This is a genomic window from Acidovorax carolinensis, assembly GCF_002157145.1.
Classification (GTDB): Bacteria; Pseudomonadota; Gammaproteobacteria; order Burkholderiales; family Burkholderiaceae_C; genus Acidovorax; species Acidovorax carolinensis.
The window spans coordinates 3,189,842-3,206,297 of record NZ_CP021361.1; the positions used below are offsets into that span (position 1 = coordinate 3,189,842).

Consider the following 16,456-nt stretch of genomic DNA (forward strand, 5'->3'; position numbering starts at 1 on the left):
TTTCCATGGGTTCTTACAATCGCGGTGATTGAGAAGGGAGCGCCTGAATGAGGCCGCGCGCGGTGGATACTTCAATGCTGTTCCCGCATTTTTTCAACAGCATCTGCTTTGTGGCGGATGCACCACACAGGTTTGTCCATGTCCTCCACCCAACACGCGAAAGTTCTGATCCTCGGATCTGGCCCTGCAGGCTACACGGCGGCCGTCTATGCGGCACGCGCCAACCTGAACCCGGTGCTCATCACCGGCATCGCGCAGGGCGGCCAGCTGATGACCACGACAGAAGTGGACAACTGGCCGGCCGATGTGCACGGCGTACAGGGCCCCGACCTGATGCAGCGCTTTCTGGAGCACGCCGAGCGCTTCAAGACGCAGATCATTTTTGACCACATCAACAAGGTCGATTTCAGCCAGCGCCCCTTCACACTTACGGGCGACAGCGGCACCTACACCTGCGACTCGCTGATCATCGCCACCGGCGCATCGGCCAAATACCTGGGCCTGCCCTCGGAAGAAGCATTCATGGGCAAGGGTGTGTCGGGTTGTGCCACCTGCGACGGTTTCTTTTACCGCGACCAGGATGTGTGCGTGGTGGGCGGCGGCAACACGGCCGTGGAAGAGGCCCTGTATCTGTCAAACATCGCCCGCAAGGTGACGCTGGTGCACCGGCGCGACAAGTTCAAGGCCGAGCCCATTCTGGTGGACAAGCTCAACGAGAAGGTGGCGGCCGGCAAGATCGAGCTCAAGGTGTTCCACACCCTCGACCAGGTGCTTGGCGACAACACCGGCGTAACGGGCATCCGCATCAAGAGCACCGTGGACGGCAGCACCCAGGACATCGCTCTTCAAGGCTGCTTCATCGCCATCGGCCATGCGCCCAACACCGACATCTTCCAGGGCCAGCTGACGATGGAAAACGGCTACATCGTCACGCAAGGCGGCCTCAAGGGATTTGCCACGCAGACCAGCGTTCCAGGCGTCTTTGCCGCAGGCGACGTGCAGGACCATGTCTACCGCCAGGCCATCACCAGCGCCGGCACCGGCTGCATGGCAGCGCTGGACGCCCAACGCTTCCTGGAACAGGAAAATTGATGAGGCAAAGGCCCCCACGCTCTGCCGCTGCGCGGGGCGCTGCCACCCATGGGGGCTTTTTTGCCTTGGGGCAACCCGGCGACAAAAAACAAACCGCAGGCTATAATCTGCGGCTTTGCTGAATTCGGCCCGTTTTTCGCGGTCCTCCGAAACAGGCAAATCGGGTTACCGCCACCCTTTCTGGCGAGGTGAGGCCGCAAGCCAACCTGGGAAATCAAGTCCCAGGGCCCAGCGAACGGCCGTTAAAAAGTATCGGAGTGTCCTCATGGCACGCGTCTGCGACGTAACGGGCAAGAAGCCCATGGTCGGAAACAATGTTTCCCACGCCAACAACAAAACCAAGCGCCGGTTCCTGCCGAACCTGCAATACCGCCGTTTCTGGGTCGAAACCGAAAACCGTTGGGTGCGCCTGCGCATCTCCAACGCCGGTCTGCGTCTGATCGACAAGAACGGTATTGATTCAGTGCTCGCAGACCTGCGCGCACGTGGCCAGGCTTAAGGAGAAACACCATGGCAAGCAAAGGCGGACGCGACAAAATCAAGCTGGAATCCACTGCGGGTACCGGCCACTTCTACACCACGACCAAGAACAAGAAGACCATGCCCGAGAAGATGCTGATCATGAAATTTGATCCCAAGGCTCGCAAGCATGTGGAATACAAGGAAATGAAGCTGAAGTAATTCAGCCTCAGGCCTTTCGGAAAAACCGCCCTGCCGCAAGGTTGGGCGGTTTTTTCATGCCCATGCCCATCCATCTGGGATGACGCACCCGTAAAAACGCCCGCGACCTTTGCAAGCCGCGGGCGTGAAGGGTGTCTCAATGAAGGAGATTAGCGCTCGAGGCCGAGGATTCCCATCAGCCCTGCGCAGCACGCAAGCGCATCGAGAAATCACGCAGCGCGGCAATGCCACTGTCCTCGGCCCGGCGGCACCAGGCCTGCAGGTCTGCCGTGAGCTGCTCGCGTGAGTGCGAGGTGTTGAGCCACAGCTGGCGCAGTTCTTCGCGCATGGTGATCATCGTGTCGAGCACCGAAGACGCAGCGCGCGCCTGGGCCAGCTGCGGCAAGGCGACGGCAGGCACCTTCTCCGCATCACGGTGCAGCCAGCGCCTGGCGGCCCGCAGCACCGACGCATCGGCCTGGCGCGCCTGCAACGCGGCCATCTCGGCCTTGCAGGCCTGGCGCACACCGCGCGCGTAGCCTGCCATGACCTCGTAGCGGTTGGCGATCAGGGCCTCCAGCGTCTTTTCATCGGCAACCGGCTTGACTTCACCCATCTGCAGTTTCGGCGGCACCTTTTTGACGGTGGCCCAGCCGATCGCCTGCATCAGACGGATGTAGGCCCAGCCAATGTCGAACTCGTAGGGCTTGACCGAGAACCTGGCCGATGTGGGATAGGTGTGGTGGTTGTTGTGCAGTTCTTCACCGCCAATGATGATGCCCCAGGGCGACAGATTGGTGCTGGCGTCGTGCGCCTCGAAGTTGCGGTAGCCCCAGTAGTGGCCCACGCCGTTGACCACACCGGCCGCCCAGAACGGAATCCAGACCATCTGCACGGCCCACACGGCTGCACCGAGCGCGCCGAACAGGGCCAGATCCAGGATCAGCATGAGCGCTACACCCTGCCAGCTGAAGCGGCTGTACAGATTGCGCTCGATCCAGTCATCGGGCGTGCCGTGGCCAAACTTCTGGATCGTCTCCATGTTCGTCGACTCGGCGCGGTACAGCTCGGCGCCGCGCCACATCACAGTAGCCAGGCCCCGCGTCTGGGGGCTGTGGGGATCGTCCACGGTCTCGCATTTGGCGTGGTGCTTGCGGTGGATGGCCACCCATTCCTTGGTGACCATGCCGGTGCCGATCCACAGCCAGAAACGAAAGAAATGCGCAGGAATGGCATGCAGATCCAGCGCACGGTGCGCCTGGGCGCGGTGCAAAAAGATGGTGACCGCGGCAATGGTGATGTGGGTGGTTGCCAGCGTGTACACAACGATCTGCCACCAGGTCAGGCGCCACAAGCCATGGCCCAGCCAGTCAATGGCGGCGTTCAGGACAGCCCAATCGGGTAACAGCATCGTCAAATCACCTTGCTACAGAAGAATCATCCCTCACCACGGCGGGGTGCTGGCGTTGGAGTGCCGCGCCCTGCCCGCGTCATCTCAGGCCTTTTTAACCCAGACCGCTGCAAAAAAGCCATCCGTCTGGTGCAGATGGGGCCACAGGCGCAGATAACCAGTGCCCGAGGCGCCGCCGCTGCACAGGCTGCGGGCATCCGCCACCTTCAGCTGCTCCAGCAATTCGCCGGCATCGAGCAGGTCGTAATCCGGGTGCGCGGCACTGAACGCCTCGGCAATGGCCTCGTTTTCCTGCGGCAGGATGCTGCAGGTGGCATACACCAGTCGACCGCCCGGCTTGAGCAGGCGCGCGGCGCTGTCGAGGATGGACGTTTGTTTGACCACCAGCTCCTGCACGCTCTTGGCTGACTGGCGCCATTTGAGGTCGGGATTGCGGCGCAGCGTGCCCAGGCCCGAGCAGGGGGCATCCACCAGCACCCGGTCGATCTTGCCCGCCAGACGCTTTATGCGCTCGTCGCGTTCGTGCGCGATGGCTGCGGGGTGCACGTTCGACAGGCCGCTGCGCGCCAGCCGGGGCTTGAGCGCATCGAGCCGGTGGGCCGACACGTCAAACGCATACAGGCGGCCGGTGCTGCGCATGGTGGCGCCAATGGCCAGCGTCTTGCCGCCCGCGCCCGCACAGAAATCCACCACCATCTCGCCGCGCTTGGCGTCGAGCAGCAGGGCCAACAGCTGCGAGCCTTCGTCCTGCACCTCGATGGCGCCGCGCGTGAACGCATCGAGCTTGGTCAGCGCCGGCTTGCCATCGATGCGCAGGCCCCAGGGAGAATAAGGGGTTGCTACGGACTTGATAGCTGCTTGCGCAAGCTCCTTCTGCACATCCGCCCGTTTTTCCTTCAAGGCGTTGACGCGCAGATCGAGCGGGGCCGTTTGCAGCAGGCTCTCCGCCAGCGGCCAGAAACCCGCCCCCAGCTGGTCCTTGAGGGGCTGAACCAGCCACTCGGGCAGGTTGTGGCGATGGCGTTCCATCAGGTCATCGGGCTTGACGGCATCACACTGGGCCAGCCAGTTCTTTTCCTGCTCGGTCAGGCCGCTGAGCAAAAAATCACGCGGGCCATGGAAACCCAGGATGGCCAGGCGCCGCTCTTTCGGGCCGGAGCCCGAGGGGGCCATGTGGTCAAACAGCAGTTTCTTGCGCAACACGGTGTAGACCGTCTCGGCCAGCGTGGCGCGCTCGCGGGGCCCCAGGCCCCGGTTGTCGCGAAAGAAACGCGACACCACGGCGTCGGCGGGGTGTTCAAAGGTGAGGGTGAGCCTGATGAGTTCGGCACAGGCATCGATAAGGACTTTGGGGTGCATGCCCCGATTGTCCCACCGACACCCCGATCCGGACCTGCACATCACCACCGCGGCCCCGCAGCAAGGCCGCCACGGGTACGCTGGCAGGCGCTGCTGCTGCCAGCAGCGGGACTGCTCGCTGCAACGGCACCAGGCGCGCACAATCTTCGCCTCCCCTCCGTAATGCTTTTACCGCCCGCCTTCCACCATGACCGACGACGACCTGCCCGCACTCATCCACACGCCTCCTGGGCTGTACCGCCACTACAAGGGCATGCTCTACCAGGTAATCGACACGGTGCGCCACAGCGAGACGCTGGAGCCCATGACGCTGTACCGCGCGCTCTATGGCCAACGGGGCCTGTGGGTGCGACCGGCTGCCATGTTTGAAGAACAGGTGCTTATCGACGGCGTGCTGCGCCCACGGTTTGAGAGGTGCAGCGAAGGCGCCGACCCTGGCGAAAAATAGGAGTAAAAACCGGCTCTAGCGCTTGGCGGCCTCAATTCCGAAGTGCAACACCGAGAATTGAGGTCAAGATGACAAAGAAGAATTACCAGCAGTTGAGCGAGAGCGAACGCCATGCGATCGCCTTGGGGCTTCAGCAAAAGCAAAGCCTCAGCGCCATAGCGCGGGCCTTGGGGCGCTGCAAGAGCACCATCAGCCGGGAATGCCAACGCAATGCGGGCGCCAAGGCCTACACCTCCAAGTTCGCCCAGCAACGCAGCGACAGGCGCAGATGCTTTGCCCGTCCCCAGCCCAAACTGCACCGCGATGGACCTTTGTTCAAGATCGTTCGCGACTATCTGCTCCGGCACTGGTCTCCCCAGCAAATCGCTGGGCAGTTGAAGAAACTGCACCCTGACAACAAGCGCAAACAAGTGTCCCACGAGAGCATCTACACCTGCATCTACGCCCAGCCCCGCGGAGAGCTCAAGAAGGAGCTGGTGGCCTGCTTGCGCATGGCCCGCGCCAAGCGCTGGCCGCGCTCCAAAGGCGAGGATCGGCGTGGGCAAATCACCGACCTGCTGAGCATCCATGTGCGCCCACCCGAGATTGAGGATCGTCAGTTGCCCGGGCACTGGGAGGGCGACCTCATCAAGGGCAAAGGCAATGCCAGTGCCATTGGCACGCTGGTCGAGCGCACGACCCGCCTGGTGGTGCTGGTCAAGCTGCCGCACCCCAACCCGGCGACAGCGGCACATGTACTGCAGGCCTTCAGCGACAAGCTCAATGGCATTGCCAGCCCGATGCGCCAGAGCCTGACCTATGACCGTGGCAGTGAGATGGCAGAGCATGCCAAGCTCACCGAGAACACGGGCATGAAGGTGTACTTCTGTGACCCCTACAGCCCCTGGCAGCGGGGCTCCAACGAAAACACCAATGGATTGCTGCGGCAGTACTTCCCCAAGGGGACTGATCTGAGCGGCTATAGCCAGGAGTATCTGGATGCCGTAGCCGATGAGCTCAATGGGCGCCCCAGGATGACTCTGGGGTGGAGCAAGCCCATTGAGGTTTATGCCGAACATTTGGCCCGGCTGACACAACAGCCTGATTCAGTGCATTAATGAATATTTGTTGCACTTGGACTTGAATCCGCCCTTATGAATAAAGCGCCAGAAGCTATTAATTAAATAGCGCTCTCACACTGCGGCGCCACGCAAAGGATCAGAGCGCCTGCACCAGCGCCCGCACGGCGCGCGGGAAGATCACATGTTCCTGCGTGAGCACGCGCGCCGCCAGCGTCTCGGCCGTGTCGCCCGGCAGCACGGGCACCACGGCCTGGTCCAGGATCGGGCCCACATCGAGTTCCGCCGTCACCTGGTGCACGGTGACACCCGCAAACTTGCAGCCCGCATCAATGGCGCGCTGGTGCGTGTGCAGCCCCGTGAACGCGGGCAGCAGCGAGGGGTGGATGTTGATCAGCCGCCCGGAGTAATGCGCCACAAAGCCCGGCGTGAGGATGCGCATGAACCCGGCCAGCACCACCAGGGCGGGCTGGTGGCGGTCGATGGTGGCCGCCAGTTCGGCATCAAACGCCTCGCGGCTGGCAAACGCCTTGTGGTCCAGCGCCGCGGTGGCAATGCCTTGCTCTCGTGCAAATGCCAGCCCCCCGGCATCGGGCTTGTTGCTGATGACGGCGGCTACCCGGGCACCGTAGCGCTGATCCCATTTCTCTTGCTGTGCGGTCTTGACGATGGTGGCCATGTTGGAGCCGCCGCCAGAGATCAGAATGACGATGTTCTTGACGTTGTTCTTCATAAATTGCTTCGGATTATCCCAGCCATGCCCTTCGACCCCGCCACCCGTCCCCTGACCCCCAACGAAGCCCGCGTGCTTGCCACGCTGATGGAGAAGGCCCGCACGGTGCCGGACAGCTATCCCATGTCGCTCAACGGCCTGCTGACCGGCTGCAACCAGAAGACCAGCCGCGACCCGGTGATGACCATCAGCGACGCCGATGCGCAGGAGGCGCTCGATTCGCTCAAGCTCCTGTCGCTGGCGTTCGAGAGCAGCGGCAACCGCACCACGCGCTGGGAGCACAACTTCCAGCGCGGCGTGGGCGTGCCCGAGCAATCGGCCGTGCTGCTGGGCCTCTTGATGCTGCGGGGCCCGCAGACGGCCGGCGAGCTGCGCATCAACGCCGAGCGCTGGTACCGCTTTGCCGACATTTCCTCGGTGGAAGCGTTCCTCGACGAACTGCAGGAACGCAGCGCCGAGAAAGGCGGCCCGCTGGTCATGCAACTGCCCCGTGCGCCGGGCGCGCGCGAGCAGCGCTGGGCCCATCTGCTATGTGGGCCGGTGGATACCAGCAGCGCACCCGCAGCCAGTGCAAGCGCCGCGCCTGCGCTGGCCGCCCGCGTGGAGGCGCTGGAGGCCGAGGTGGCCGAGCTGCGTTCCACTGTGGGGCGCCTGTGCGCTGAACTGGGGCTCACGCCCGCATCTTTGTCACCACCCGGACAGGACTGAAACGAACGGCCGTGCTACAAACACGGAATCATTAGGAGACACACCCCATGGATCTCGCATTCACCCCCGAAGAGCAGGCCTTCCGCGAAGAAGTTCGCGCATGGGTTCACGCCAATCTGCCCCCCGAAATTTCCCACAAGGTGCACAACGCCCTGCGCCTGACCCGCGCAGACATGCAGGGCTGGGCCAAGATTCTGGGCAAAAAAGGCTGGCTGGGTTTTGGCTGGCCCAAGGAGTTTGGCGGCCCCGGCTGGACCGCCGTGCAAAAGCATTTGTTTGAAGAAGAGTGCGCCCTGGCGGGCGCTCCGCGCATCATCCCGTTCGGCCCCGTGATGGTGGCCCCGGTGATCATGGCGTTTGGCAATGCCGAGCAGCAAAAGCGCTTTTTGCCCGGCATCGCCAGCGGCGAAGTGTGGTGGAGCCAGGGCTACAGCGAACCGGGCTCGGGCTCGGATCTGGCCTCCGTCAAGACCCGCGCCGAGCGCGTGGGCAACAAGTACATCGTCAACGGCCAGAAGACCTGGACCACGCTGGGCCAGTACGGCGACTGGATGTTCAACCTGGTGCGCACCAGCACCGAGGGCAAACCGCAAACCGGCATTTCCTTCCTGCTGCTGGACATGAAATCCAAGGGCGTGACCGTGCGCCCCATCAAGCTGCTCGATGGTGAGTGCGAGGTCAATGAAGTGTTCTTCGACAACGTCGAAGTGCCCGCCGAGAACCTGATCGGCGAAGAGAACAAGGGTTGGACCTACGCCAAGCACCTGCTGAGCCACGAGCGCACCAACATCGCCGACGTGAACCGCAGCAAGCGCGAACTGGAGCGCCTCAAGCGCATCGCCAAGCAGGAGGGCGTCTGGGACGACCAGCGCTTCCGTGACCAGATCGCCTTGCTGGAGGTGGACATCGTGGCGCTGGAAATGCTGGTGCTGCGCGTGCTATCCAACGAGAAATCGGGCAAGAACTCGCTCGACATTGCCGGCCTGCTCAAAATCAAGGGCAGCGAAATCCAGCAGCGTTATGCCGAACTGATGATGCTGGCCACCGGCCCGTTTGCCATGCCCTTCATCGAAGAAGCCATGGAGGCTGGCTGGCAGGGCAACTTCCCCGGTGGGGTTACTGCCAATGCACCGCTGGCGTCCACCTACTTCAACCTGCGCAAGACCACCATCTACGGTGGTTCGAACGAGGTCCAACGCAACATCGTGGCTCAGACTGTTCTCGGCTGACGCCGAAAACAGTCCGCGCGTTGCACGACAGGACTGCTCCCCCGTGCCCCCTCCAGGAGGGGGTTCCTGCTAGAGCTTCGCTGGTTGTAGAAGGCGCCATGGCGCCACAACCGGCACAAGGAGAGACACATGGATTTCGATTTTTCTGACGACCAGGAACAACTGCGCGACGCGGTGCGCAAGTGGGTGGACAAGGGCTACACCTTTGAGCGCCGCCGCGCCGCCGTGGCGGCTGGCGGTTTTGACCGCACCGCCTGGGGCGAGCTGGCTGAGCTGGGCCTGACCGCCCTCACCGTGCCCGAAGCGCACGACGGCATGGGCCAGGGCGCCATCGACGCCATGGTGGTGGCCGAAGAACTGGGCCGTGGCATCGTGCTGGAGCCAATTGCACAAGCCTTCATCGCCAGTGCCGTGCTCTCGCACTTCGCCCCCGCTGCCATCCAAACGGCCTGGCTGCCCCGCGTGGCCAGCGGCGAGGCGCTGGTGGTGCTGGCCCAGCAAGAGCGCAAGGCGCGCTACCGCCTGAACGTTTGCGAGGCAAAATCCACGCAGGCCCAATCAGGGTATGCGGTAACAGCTATTAAAAGCATAGTTCCCGCTGGCGACCAGGCCGATGCCTTCATCGTGCCCGCACAGCTCAATGGCCAGATCGCCCTTTTCCTGGTCGAGCGCACCGCTGCGGGCGTGACCACCCAAGGCTACGTCACGCAAGACGGCAGCCGCGCCGCCGAGGTGCAGTTGGCCAGCGCCCCCGCAACCCTCATCACCACCGACGGCCTGGCCGCGCTGGAGTTGGCCGTGGACACCGGCATTGCGGCCACCTGCGCGGAAGCCGTGGGCGTGATGGACAAGACCGTGGCGATCACCGTCGAATACATGAACCAGCGCAAGCAGTTCGGTGTGTTCATTGCCAGCTTTCAGGCGCTGCGCCACCGCGTGGCTGACATGAAGATGCAGCTCGAACTCGCCCGCTCAATGAGCTACTACGCCAGCCTCAAGCTCGGTGCGCCCGCCGAAGAGCGCCGCCGCGCCATGGCCCGCGCCAAGGTGCAGCTGGGCCAGTCGATGCGCTTTGTGGGCCAGCAGGCCGTGCAACTGCATGGCGGCATCGGCGTAACCGACGAGTACATCGTGAGCCACTATTTCAAGAAGCTCACGCAACTGGAAGTGGCGTTTGGCGACACGCTGCACCACCTGGGTGAGGTGTCGAGCCGCATGCAGGACACCGCAGGCGTGTTTGCCTGAAGGTGCAGGTCTGGCCCAAAGAAAAACCGCCCTCGGGCGGTTTTTCTTTGCCGCGCCCGCTGCCCGTCGTTCAGGTCAGGCGGAAATTCACGGGCAGCAACGGCGCCGGCAGGTCTTTCTCGCCCAGCGATTCCCGCAGGTTGATCTCGATGGCCCGGCACAAGGTGTCGAGCGGCAGGTCGTTGCTTTCGAGGCCAAAGGGTTCCTCGATCTCGTCGCCCAGCGCATCCAGGCCGAAGAAGGTGTAGGCCACGATGCCGACCACGAAGGGCGTCATGAACCCCGTGGTGTCCACCAGGCCGAAGGGCAGCAAAAAACAGTACATGTAGGCCGTGCGGTGCAGCAGCAAGGTGTAGGAAAACGGCACGGGCGTGTTCTTGATGCGCTCGCAGGATGCGGCAGACGCGGTCAGGGACGACAGCGTGGCATCCACCGACGCTGCCAGGCAGGGCTCGATCTGCCCCTGGCGCACGCATTCGCCCAGGTCGCGCCCCATGTGCAGCATGAGCGTGTCGGCGGGGTTCGAGGTGCTGCGCGCCTTTTCGAACTCGGCGGCAGTCAGCCAGCGCTGCAGCACCGCATCATCGCGCTGATCGCGCAGTTGCAGCCGCAGCGCATGCACGAACGCAATGGCCCGGTGCACCATGCGCACCCGCGCATCGTCGTCACGCCGAGCAGCATCCAGCGGCGCAGGCAGGTCAATCAGGCCCTGGCACTGGCGCGACAGCGTGCGGGTGCGGTGCACGATCTCGCCCCACAGCTTGCGCCCTTCCCAATAGCGGTCGTAGGCGGTGGTGTTGCGAAAGCCCAGAAAAATCGCCAGCGGCAGGCCGATCAGGGTGAAGGGAATGGCGGTCAGCGTGATCTTGAGCGAGAACAGGTTGCCGTGCATCAGGGTGACCAGCGTCGCCAGCAGGATATTGAGCAGCAGGGTGAGGCGGATACGCTGCAGCACCGAGCCGCGCAGCACCAGAAACAACCGCAGCCCGGAGGGGCGCTCACGAACGATCATGCCAAAAAGCCCTAGGGAAAACCCTTATTGGACCACAGCCAATCTGCCCGGGAAGAAGGCAGTGCGCGCCGCAAAAATCGAGCAACCAGCAAGCGGAGGCACTGCGCCAGACGACATCCCCGTCAGACCAGCAAGCGCGACGATTTGGGCACATGGGCCATCAAAAACTCCATCTGGTCGGCCAGGATGCGCCGGTTGCGCAGGATGAAGTCTTCCCACAAGCTGGGCACATAGGGCGCATACAGCAGCGGCATGTGGGCCTGCTCGGGCGTGCGCGGGCCCTTGCGGTGGTTGCAGGGGCGGCAGGCGGTGACCACGTTCATCCAGTGGTTCTGCCCGTTGCGCGCAAAAGGCACGATGTGCTCGCGCGTGAGGTCTTCTTCGTGGAAATGGCCGCCACAATAGGCGCACACGTTGCGGTCGCGCGCAAACAGCTTGCTGTTGGTAAGGCTGGGCTTGAGATCGAAGGGGTTGATGCCCGGCACGCCGCGGGTGCCGATGATGCTGTTGACGGCAATCACCGATTGCTCGCCGGTGATGGCGCTGTAGCCGCCCCGGAAACGGGCGATCTGTCCGCCCGACTCCCAGCGCACCTCCCCGGCGGCATAGTGAATCACCGCCTGCTCCAACGTGATCCACGATTGGGGCAGCCCTTGGGCTGACAGCTTCAAGACCTTCAAAACACGCCTCCTGGAACAAAAGTACACAAGGACATGACTTACGCAAAACAGGACTCTGGCAAGTGGCTCGCCCCTGGGAAAGGGCAGTTGTTGCATCCCGATTTGCGCAAGTCCTAAAGGATTCTGAACGCAGATGTCTCGCGGGCAGCCCTGCGCAGGGCAAGCCATGGGTCACAATATACTCCGTTTTCGTGACAAATTGGCGTCTTGCGCTTGATGCATCAGCGCAAGCTGCTATCAAAACAATATCAAACCGATGAAGATTTTTCGCGGCTTTCACCACCCGGGCATCGCCCGCGCCTGCGCGCTTACCATTGGCAATTTCGACGGCGTGCACCGGGGCCACCAGGCCATGCTGGCCTTGCTGAACAGCGAAGCGGCGCACCGGGGCGTGGAAAGCTGCGTGCTGACCTTCGAGCCCCATCCGCGCGACTATTTCGCGGGCGTGCACCACAAGCCCGATCTGGCCCCGGCCCGCATCGGCACGCTGCGCGACAAGCTCACCGAGCTCAAACGCTGCGGCGTGCAGCAGACCGTGGTGCTGCCGTTCGACGCCCGGCTGGCCGCCCAGTCGCCCCAAGCCTTCATCGACGAGGTGCTGGTGCGCGGCCTGGGCGCGCGCTATGTGCTGGTGGGCGACGATTTCCGCTTTGGCGCGCAGCGGGCGGGCGACTACGCCATGCTCGACGCCGCCGGACCGGCGCACAGGTTCGACGTGGCGCGCATGAACAGTTACGAGGTGCACGGGCTGCGCGTCTCCAGCTCCGCCGTGCGTGATGCCCTGGCTGCGGGCGATATGGAAGCCGCTGCGCGACTGCTGGGCCGGCCCTACACCATCAGCGGCCATGTGGTGCATGGACGCAAACTGGGGCGCGCGCTGGGCGCCAGCAGCGCCGACGCTGGCGACGGTTTTCGCACCCTGAACCTGCGCTTTGCCCACTGGAAACCCGCCGCCAGCGGCATTTTTGCCGTACTGGTGCACGGCCTCGGTGATGCCCCGCTGCCGGGTGTTGCCAACCTGGGCGTGCGTCCCTCGCTCGATCCGAATGATGTGAACGGCGGCCGCGTGCTACTCGAAACCCATTGCCTGACCTGGCCCGCCGATCTGGGGCCCGAAGGGGCGTACGGTAAAATCATCCGCGTGGAACTGCTGCACAAACTGCACGACGAGCTCAAATACGACGGTCTCGATGCCCTGACGGCGGGCATTGCCAAAGACTGCGCCGATGCACGTGCCTACTTTGCCTCGGCCCACGCCCCCTCCGATACCGAGACCCGGCGCCAGACCACGCGCGACCGAATTTGAGGTGGCTGCCCTGCGCAGCGCCTGCTCGGGCGACCCCTTCGCCCCTCGTGCCCTCTTCCCGTTTTGACCCGGGCCCGTCCCGCAATGCCCCGCTTTAAGGCTCACCCATGTCCGACAACGCCAGTCCCGCACCCACCGATTACCGCAGCACGCTGAACCTGCCCGACACGCCGTTTCCGATGCGCGGCGATCTGCCCAAGCGCGAGCCGGGCTGGGTCAAGGAGTGGGAAGACCAGGGCATCTACAAAAAACTGCGCGACGCGCGCTGCGGCAAGCCCAAGTTCATCCTGCACGACGGCCCGCCCTACGCCAACGGGCAGCTGCACATCGGCCACGCGGTGAACAAGATCCTCAAGGACATGATCACCAAGGCGCGCCAGCTCGAAGGCTTCGACGCGCTCTACGTGCCCGGCTGGGATTGCCATGGCCTGCCGATCGAAAACGCCATCGAAAAACTGCACGGCCGCAACCTGCCGCGTGACGAAATGCAGGCCAAAAGCCGGGCGTTTGCTACCGAGCAGATCGCGCAGCAGATGCAGGACTTCAAGCGCCTCGGTGTGCTGGGCGAATGGGACAACCCCTACAAGACCATGAACTACGCCAACGAGGCGGGCGAGCTGCGCGCCTTGAAGCGCGTGATGGAGCGCGGCTACGTGTACCGTGGCCTCAAGCCCGTGTACTGGTGCTTTGACTGCGGCTCGTCGCTGGCCGAGTTCGAGATCGAATACCAGGACAAGAAGAGCCAGACGCTGGATGTGGCATTCAAGGCGCACGACCCCGCCCGCCTGGCCGCCGCCTTCGGCCTGCAGGGACTGGAAGGCCCCTCCGGTAGCCTGACCAAAGACGCCTTCGCCGTCATCTGGACCACGACCGCCTGGACCATTCCAGCCAACCAGGCGCTGAACCTCAACCCCGACCTGCCCTATGCGCTGGTCGATACCGAGCGCGGCCTGCTGATCGTGGCCGAAACGCTGGTCGAGTCCTGCCTGCAGCGCTGGAACCTGCAAGGCCAGGTGCTGGCCGTAGCCCAGGGCGAAAAACTCGCCGGCATCGAATTCGAGCACCCGCTGCACGATGTGGACGCGGGCTACCGCCGCCTGTCGCCCGTGTACCTGGCCGAATACGCCACGGCCACCGACGGCACAGGTATCGTGCACTCGTCACCCGCCTATGGCGTAGAGGATTTCAACTCCTGCGTGGCGCACGGCATGCAGTACGACGACATCCTCAACCCGGTGCTGGGCAACGGCCGCTACGACGAATCGCTGGCGCTGTTCGGCGGGCTCAACATCTGGAAGGCCTGCCCCATCATCATCGAGGCGCTGCAGGCCGCCGGCCGCCTGCTGGGCACCACCACCATCACGCACAGCTACCCGCACTGCTGGCGCCACAAGACGCCCGTGATCTACCGCGCCGCTGCCCAGTGGTTCGTGCGCATGGACGAAGGCGAAGGCGTCTTCACCACCGACAAAGCCCCCGGCACGCTGCGCCAGACGGCGCTGGCCGCCATCGAGCAGACGCACTTCTACCCCGAGAACGGCAAATCGCGCCTGCGCGACATGATCGCCGGCCGGCCCGACTGGTGCATCTCGCGCCAGCGCAGCTGGGGCGTGCCCCTGCCCTTTTTCCTGCACAAGGATTCGGGCGAGCTGCACCCGCGCACCATGGAGATCATCGACCAGGCCGCTTCCATCGTCGAGCAAGGCGGCATCGAGGCCTGGAGCCGCATGACGGCCGAAGAGATTCTGGGCGCCGAGGATGCCGTGCACTACACCAAGAGCACCGACATCCTCGAAGTTTGGTTCGACTCGGGCTCCACCTTCTGGCATGTGATGCGCGGCACGCACGGCACCATGCACCACGATGAGGGCCCCGAGGCCGACCTGTACCTCGAAGGCCACGACCAGCACCGCGGCTGGTTCCACAGCTCACTGCTGCTGGCCAGCGCCATCTATGGCCGCGCGCCTTACCGCGGGCTGCTCACGCACGGGTTCACCGTGGACGGCCAGGGCAAGAAGATGAGCAAGTCGCTGGGCAACACCGTCTCGCCGCAAGAGGTGAGCGGCAAGCTCGGCGCCGAAATCATCCGCCTGTGGTGCGCTGCCACCGACTACTCGGGCGACCTGGCCATTGACGACAAGATCCTGGCGCGCGTGGTCGATGCCTACCGCCGCATCCGCAACACGCTGCGTTTCTTGCTGGCCAACGTGAGCGATTTCGACCCGGCCAAGGATGCCGTGCCGTTCGAGCAGATGCTGGAGATCGACCGCTACGCGCTGGTGCGCGCCGCGCAGTTCCAGGAAAACATCCTGTCCCATTACCGCGTGTACGAGTTCCACCCCGTGGTCGCCAAGCTGCAGCTGTATTGCTCGGAAGACCTGGGCGGTTTTTACCTCGACGTGCTCAAGGACCGCCTGTACACCACAGCCCCCAAAAGCCTGGCGCGGCGCAGCGCCCAGACCGCGCTGCACCAGATCACGCACGCCATGCTGCGCTGGATGGCGCCGTTCCTCTCGTTCACCGCCGAAGAGGCGTGGAAGATCTTTGGCAACTCCGAGTCGATCTTCCTGGAAACCTTCTCGGCCCTGGGCCAGAGCGACGACGGCCTGCTGGCCAAGTGGAGCCGCATCCGCGAGATCCGCGACGCCGTCAACAAGGACATCGAGGCACTGCGCGCCACCGGCCAGGTGGGCTCGTCGCTGCAGGCCCGCGTCACGCTGACGGCAGCACCCGAAGACCACGCCCTGCTCGCCAGCCTGGGTGACGACCTGAAGTTCGTCTTCATCACATCTACTATCGAATTAATAGCTGGAAACGCTTTACAGGTAAGCGCCAGAGCCAGTTCGGACGCCAAATGCGAGCGCTGCTGGCACTACCGCGACGACGTGGGCCACAATGCGGCCCACCCCACGCTGTGCGGGCGCTGCACCAGCAACCTGTTTGGCAGCGGCGAAAACCGCAAGGTGGCCTGATGGCCCGGGGCACCACCTCGCTCGTGCGCGGATCGGGCGCCAACCTGTGGCCCTGGCTGGCCTGGGCGGTCATCATCCTGATGGCCGACCAGTTCACCAAGACGCTGATCCTGGGGTACTACCGGCTGGGCGACGCCACCACCATCACCAGCTTTTTCAACATCGTGCGGGCGCACAACACGGGTGCAGCCTTCTCGTTTCTGGCCGACGCGGGCGGCTGGCAGCGCTGGCTGTTCACGGGCATCGGCGTGGCCGCCACGGTGTTCATCGTCTGGCAGCTGCGCGCGCACCCGGGGCAAAAGCTGTTCTGCTTTGCGCTGTCCAGCATCCTCGGGGGTGCCGTGGGCAACGTGGTGGACCGGCTGATGCACGGCTATGTGGTGGACTTCCTGCAGTTTCACTACGCCGGCTGGTATTTTCCGGCGTTCAACATCGCCGACGCAGCCATCACCGTCGGGGCAGTCTGCCTGATCCTGGACGAGTTGCTGCGCGTGAGAAACGCACGCTGAAGCCCCCCCGCCACTGGCCACAAGGCCAATGGCT

The 16,456-nt window shown here is 63.9% G+C and carries 16 protein-coding genes; 11 read left to right on the forward strand and 5 right to left on the reverse strand.

What is annotated here, in order from left to right; translation table 11 throughout:
* Positions 1-138: 138 nt before the first annotated feature.
* The 3 genes from trxB (at position 139) to rpmG (ending at position 1,773) form a co-directional block, all read left to right on the forward strand.
* On the forward strand, positions 139-1,092 hold the full coding sequence (gene trxB / locus CBP34_RS14880) for a thioredoxin-disulfide reductase (protein WP_094099202.1): 954 nt from the start codon (positions 139-141) through the stop codon (positions 1,090-1,092).
* A gap of 265 nt (positions 1,093-1,357) precedes the next feature.
* Positions 1,358-1,591, forward strand: coding sequence for a 50S ribosomal protein L28 (rpmB, locus tag CBP34_RS14885; protein WP_086927950.1), 234 nt, complete (start codon positions 1,358-1,360; stop codon positions 1,589-1,591).
* 11 nt (positions 1,592-1,602) lie between these two features.
* On the forward strand, positions 1,603-1,773 hold the full coding sequence (gene rpmG / locus CBP34_RS14890) for a 50S ribosomal protein L33 (RefSeq protein WP_008904999.1): 171 nt from the start codon (positions 1,603-1,605) through the stop codon (positions 1,771-1,773).
* A gap of 175 nt (positions 1,774-1,948) precedes the next feature.
* Here rpmG and CBP34_RS14895 read toward each other — a convergent pair whose 3' ends face one another.
* Both CBP34_RS14895 and CBP34_RS14900 read right to left on the reverse strand, forming a co-directional pair.
* On the reverse strand, positions 1,949-3,163 hold the full coding sequence (locus CBP34_RS14895; protein ID WP_094098488.1) for a DesA family fatty acid desaturase: 1,215 nt from the start codon (positions 3,161-3,163) through the stop codon (positions 1,949-1,951).
* 84 nt (positions 3,164-3,247) lie between these two features.
* Entirely contained in the window at positions 3,248-4,522 is a 1,275-nt protein-coding gene (locus CBP34_RS14900) for an RsmB/NOP family class I SAM-dependent RNA methyltransferase (protein ID WP_094098489.1), read from the reverse strand.
* Between the two features lie 187 nt (positions 4,523-4,709).
* Between CBP34_RS14900 and CBP34_RS14905 the strand changes: the two genes are divergently transcribed.
* Positions 4,710-4,970: a DUF1653 domain-containing protein gene (locus CBP34_RS14905; RefSeq protein ID WP_086927953.1), complete on the forward strand. Its 261-nt coding sequence runs from the start codon at positions 4,710-4,712 to the stop codon at positions 4,968-4,970.
* A 68-nt stretch (positions 4,971-5,038) separates the two neighbouring features.
* Positions 5,039-6,067: an IS30 family transposase gene (locus CBP34_RS14910; RefSeq protein ID WP_094097883.1), complete on the forward strand. Its 1,029-nt coding sequence runs from the start codon at positions 5,039-5,041 to the stop codon at positions 6,065-6,067.
* A gap of 100 nt (positions 6,068-6,167) precedes the next feature.
* Here CBP34_RS14910 and purN read toward each other — a convergent pair whose 3' ends face one another.
* The gene (purN, locus tag CBP34_RS14915) at positions 6,168-6,761 is read right to left on the reverse strand and encodes a phosphoribosylglycinamide formyltransferase (protein WP_094098490.1); all 594 of its coding nucleotides are present in this window, start codon (positions 6,759-6,761) and stop codon (positions 6,168-6,170) included.
* Positions 6,762-6,785: 24 nt separating this feature from the next.
* Between purN and CBP34_RS14920 the strand changes: the two genes are divergently transcribed.
* The 3 genes from CBP34_RS14920 (at position 6,786) to CBP34_RS14930 (ending at position 9,943) form a co-directional block, all read left to right on the forward strand.
* Positions 6,786-7,469, forward strand: a complete 684-nt coding sequence (locus CBP34_RS14920; RefSeq protein ID WP_094098491.1) for a YceH family protein — start codon at positions 6,786-6,788, stop codon at positions 7,467-7,469.
* 47 nt (positions 7,470-7,516) lie between these two features.
* Positions 7,517-8,698, forward strand: a complete 1,182-nt coding sequence (locus tag CBP34_RS14925) for an acyl-CoA dehydrogenase family protein (RefSeq protein ID WP_094098492.1) — start codon at positions 7,517-7,519, stop codon at positions 8,696-8,698.
* A gap of 129 nt (positions 8,699-8,827) precedes the next feature.
* Positions 8,828-9,943 (forward strand): acyl-CoA dehydrogenase family protein, encoded by a 1,116-nt coding sequence (locus CBP34_RS14930; protein ID WP_094098493.1) that lies wholly within the window; start codon positions 8,828-8,830, stop codon positions 9,941-9,943.
* A gap of 70 nt (positions 9,944-10,013) precedes the next feature.
* Here CBP34_RS14930 and CBP34_RS14935 read toward each other — a convergent pair whose 3' ends face one another.
* Entirely contained in the window at positions 10,014-10,955 is a 942-nt protein-coding gene (locus CBP34_RS14935; RefSeq protein WP_094098494.1) for a bestrophin family protein, read from the reverse strand.
* A gap of 122 nt (positions 10,956-11,077) precedes the next feature.
* Positions 11,078-11,635, reverse strand: coding sequence for an HNH endonuclease (locus tag CBP34_RS14940; RefSeq protein ID WP_086913143.1), 558 nt, complete (start codon positions 11,633-11,635; stop codon positions 11,078-11,080).
* A 256-nt stretch (positions 11,636-11,891) separates the two neighbouring features.
* Here CBP34_RS14940 and CBP34_RS14945 point away from each other — a divergent pair, with 256 nt between their 5' ends.
* The 3 genes from CBP34_RS14945 to lspA all read left to right on the forward strand — a co-directional run bounded on the left by CBP34_RS14945 (position 11,892) and on the right by lspA (position 16,422).
* The gene (locus tag CBP34_RS14945; protein ID WP_094098495.1) at positions 11,892-12,941 is read left to right on the forward strand and encodes a bifunctional riboflavin kinase/FAD synthetase; all 1,050 of its coding nucleotides are present in this window, start codon (positions 11,892-11,894) and stop codon (positions 12,939-12,941) included.
* 107 nt (positions 12,942-13,048) lie between these two features.
* Positions 13,049-15,913, forward strand: coding sequence for an isoleucine--tRNA ligase (gene ileS, locus CBP34_RS14950; protein ID WP_094098496.1), 2,865 nt, complete (start codon positions 13,049-13,051; stop codon positions 15,911-15,913).
* On the forward strand, positions 15,913-16,422 hold the full coding sequence (gene lspA / locus CBP34_RS14955; RefSeq protein WP_094098497.1) for a signal peptidase II: 510 nt from the start codon (positions 15,913-15,915) through the stop codon (positions 16,420-16,422). The genes ileS and lspA overlap by 1 nt, the downstream gene beginning before the upstream one ends.
* Positions 16,423-16,456 lie beyond the last annotated feature (34 nt).

Coding starts and splice junctions, on each gene's coding strand:
- trxB (WP_094099202.1), top strand. CDS start 139: ATGTCCTCCACCCAACACGCGAAAGTTCTGATCCTCGGATCTGGCCCT.
- rpmB (WP_086927950.1), top strand. CDS start 1,358: ATGGCACGCGTCTGCGACGTAACGGGCAAGAAGCCCATGGTCGGAAAC.
- rpmG (WP_008904999.1), top strand. CDS start 1,603: ATGGCAAGCAAAGGCGGACGCGACAAAATCAAGCTGGAATCCACTGCG.
- CBP34_RS14895 (WP_094098488.1), bottom strand. CDS start 3,163: ATGCTGTTACCCGATTGGGCTGTCCTGAACGCCGCCATTGACTGGCTG.
- CBP34_RS14900 (WP_094098489.1), bottom strand. CDS start 4,522: ATGCACCCCAAAGTCCTTATCGATGCCTGTGCCGAACTCATCAGGCTC.
- CBP34_RS14905 (WP_086927953.1), top strand. CDS start 4,710: ATGACCGACGACGACCTGCCCGCACTCATCCACACGCCTCCTGGGCTG.
- CBP34_RS14910 (WP_094097883.1), top strand. CDS start 5,039: ATGACAAAGAAGAATTACCAGCAGTTGAGCGAGAGCGAACGCCATGCG.
- purN (WP_094098490.1), bottom strand. CDS start 6,761: ATGAAGAACAACGTCAAGAACATCGTCATTCTGATCTCTGGCGGCGGC.
- CBP34_RS14920 (WP_094098491.1), top strand. CDS start 6,786: ATGCCCTTCGACCCCGCCACCCGTCCCCTGACCCCCAACGAAGCCCGC.
- CBP34_RS14925 (WP_094098492.1), top strand. CDS start 7,517: ATGGATCTCGCATTCACCCCCGAAGAGCAGGCCTTCCGCGAAGAAGTT.
- CBP34_RS14930 (WP_094098493.1), top strand. CDS start 8,828: ATGGATTTCGATTTTTCTGACGACCAGGAACAACTGCGCGACGCGGTG.
- CBP34_RS14935 (WP_094098494.1), bottom strand. CDS start 10,955: ATGATCGTTCGTGAGCGCCCCTCCGGGCTGCGGTTGTTTCTGGTGCTG.
- CBP34_RS14945 (WP_094098495.1), top strand. CDS start 11,892: ATGAAGATTTTTCGCGGCTTTCACCACCCGGGCATCGCCCGCGCCTGC.
- ileS (WP_094098496.1), top strand. CDS start 13,049: ATGTCCGACAACGCCAGTCCCGCACCCACCGATTACCGCAGCACGCTG.
- lspA (WP_094098497.1), top strand. CDS start 15,913: ATGGCCCGGGGCACCACCTCGCTCGTGCGCGGATCGGGCGCCAACCTG.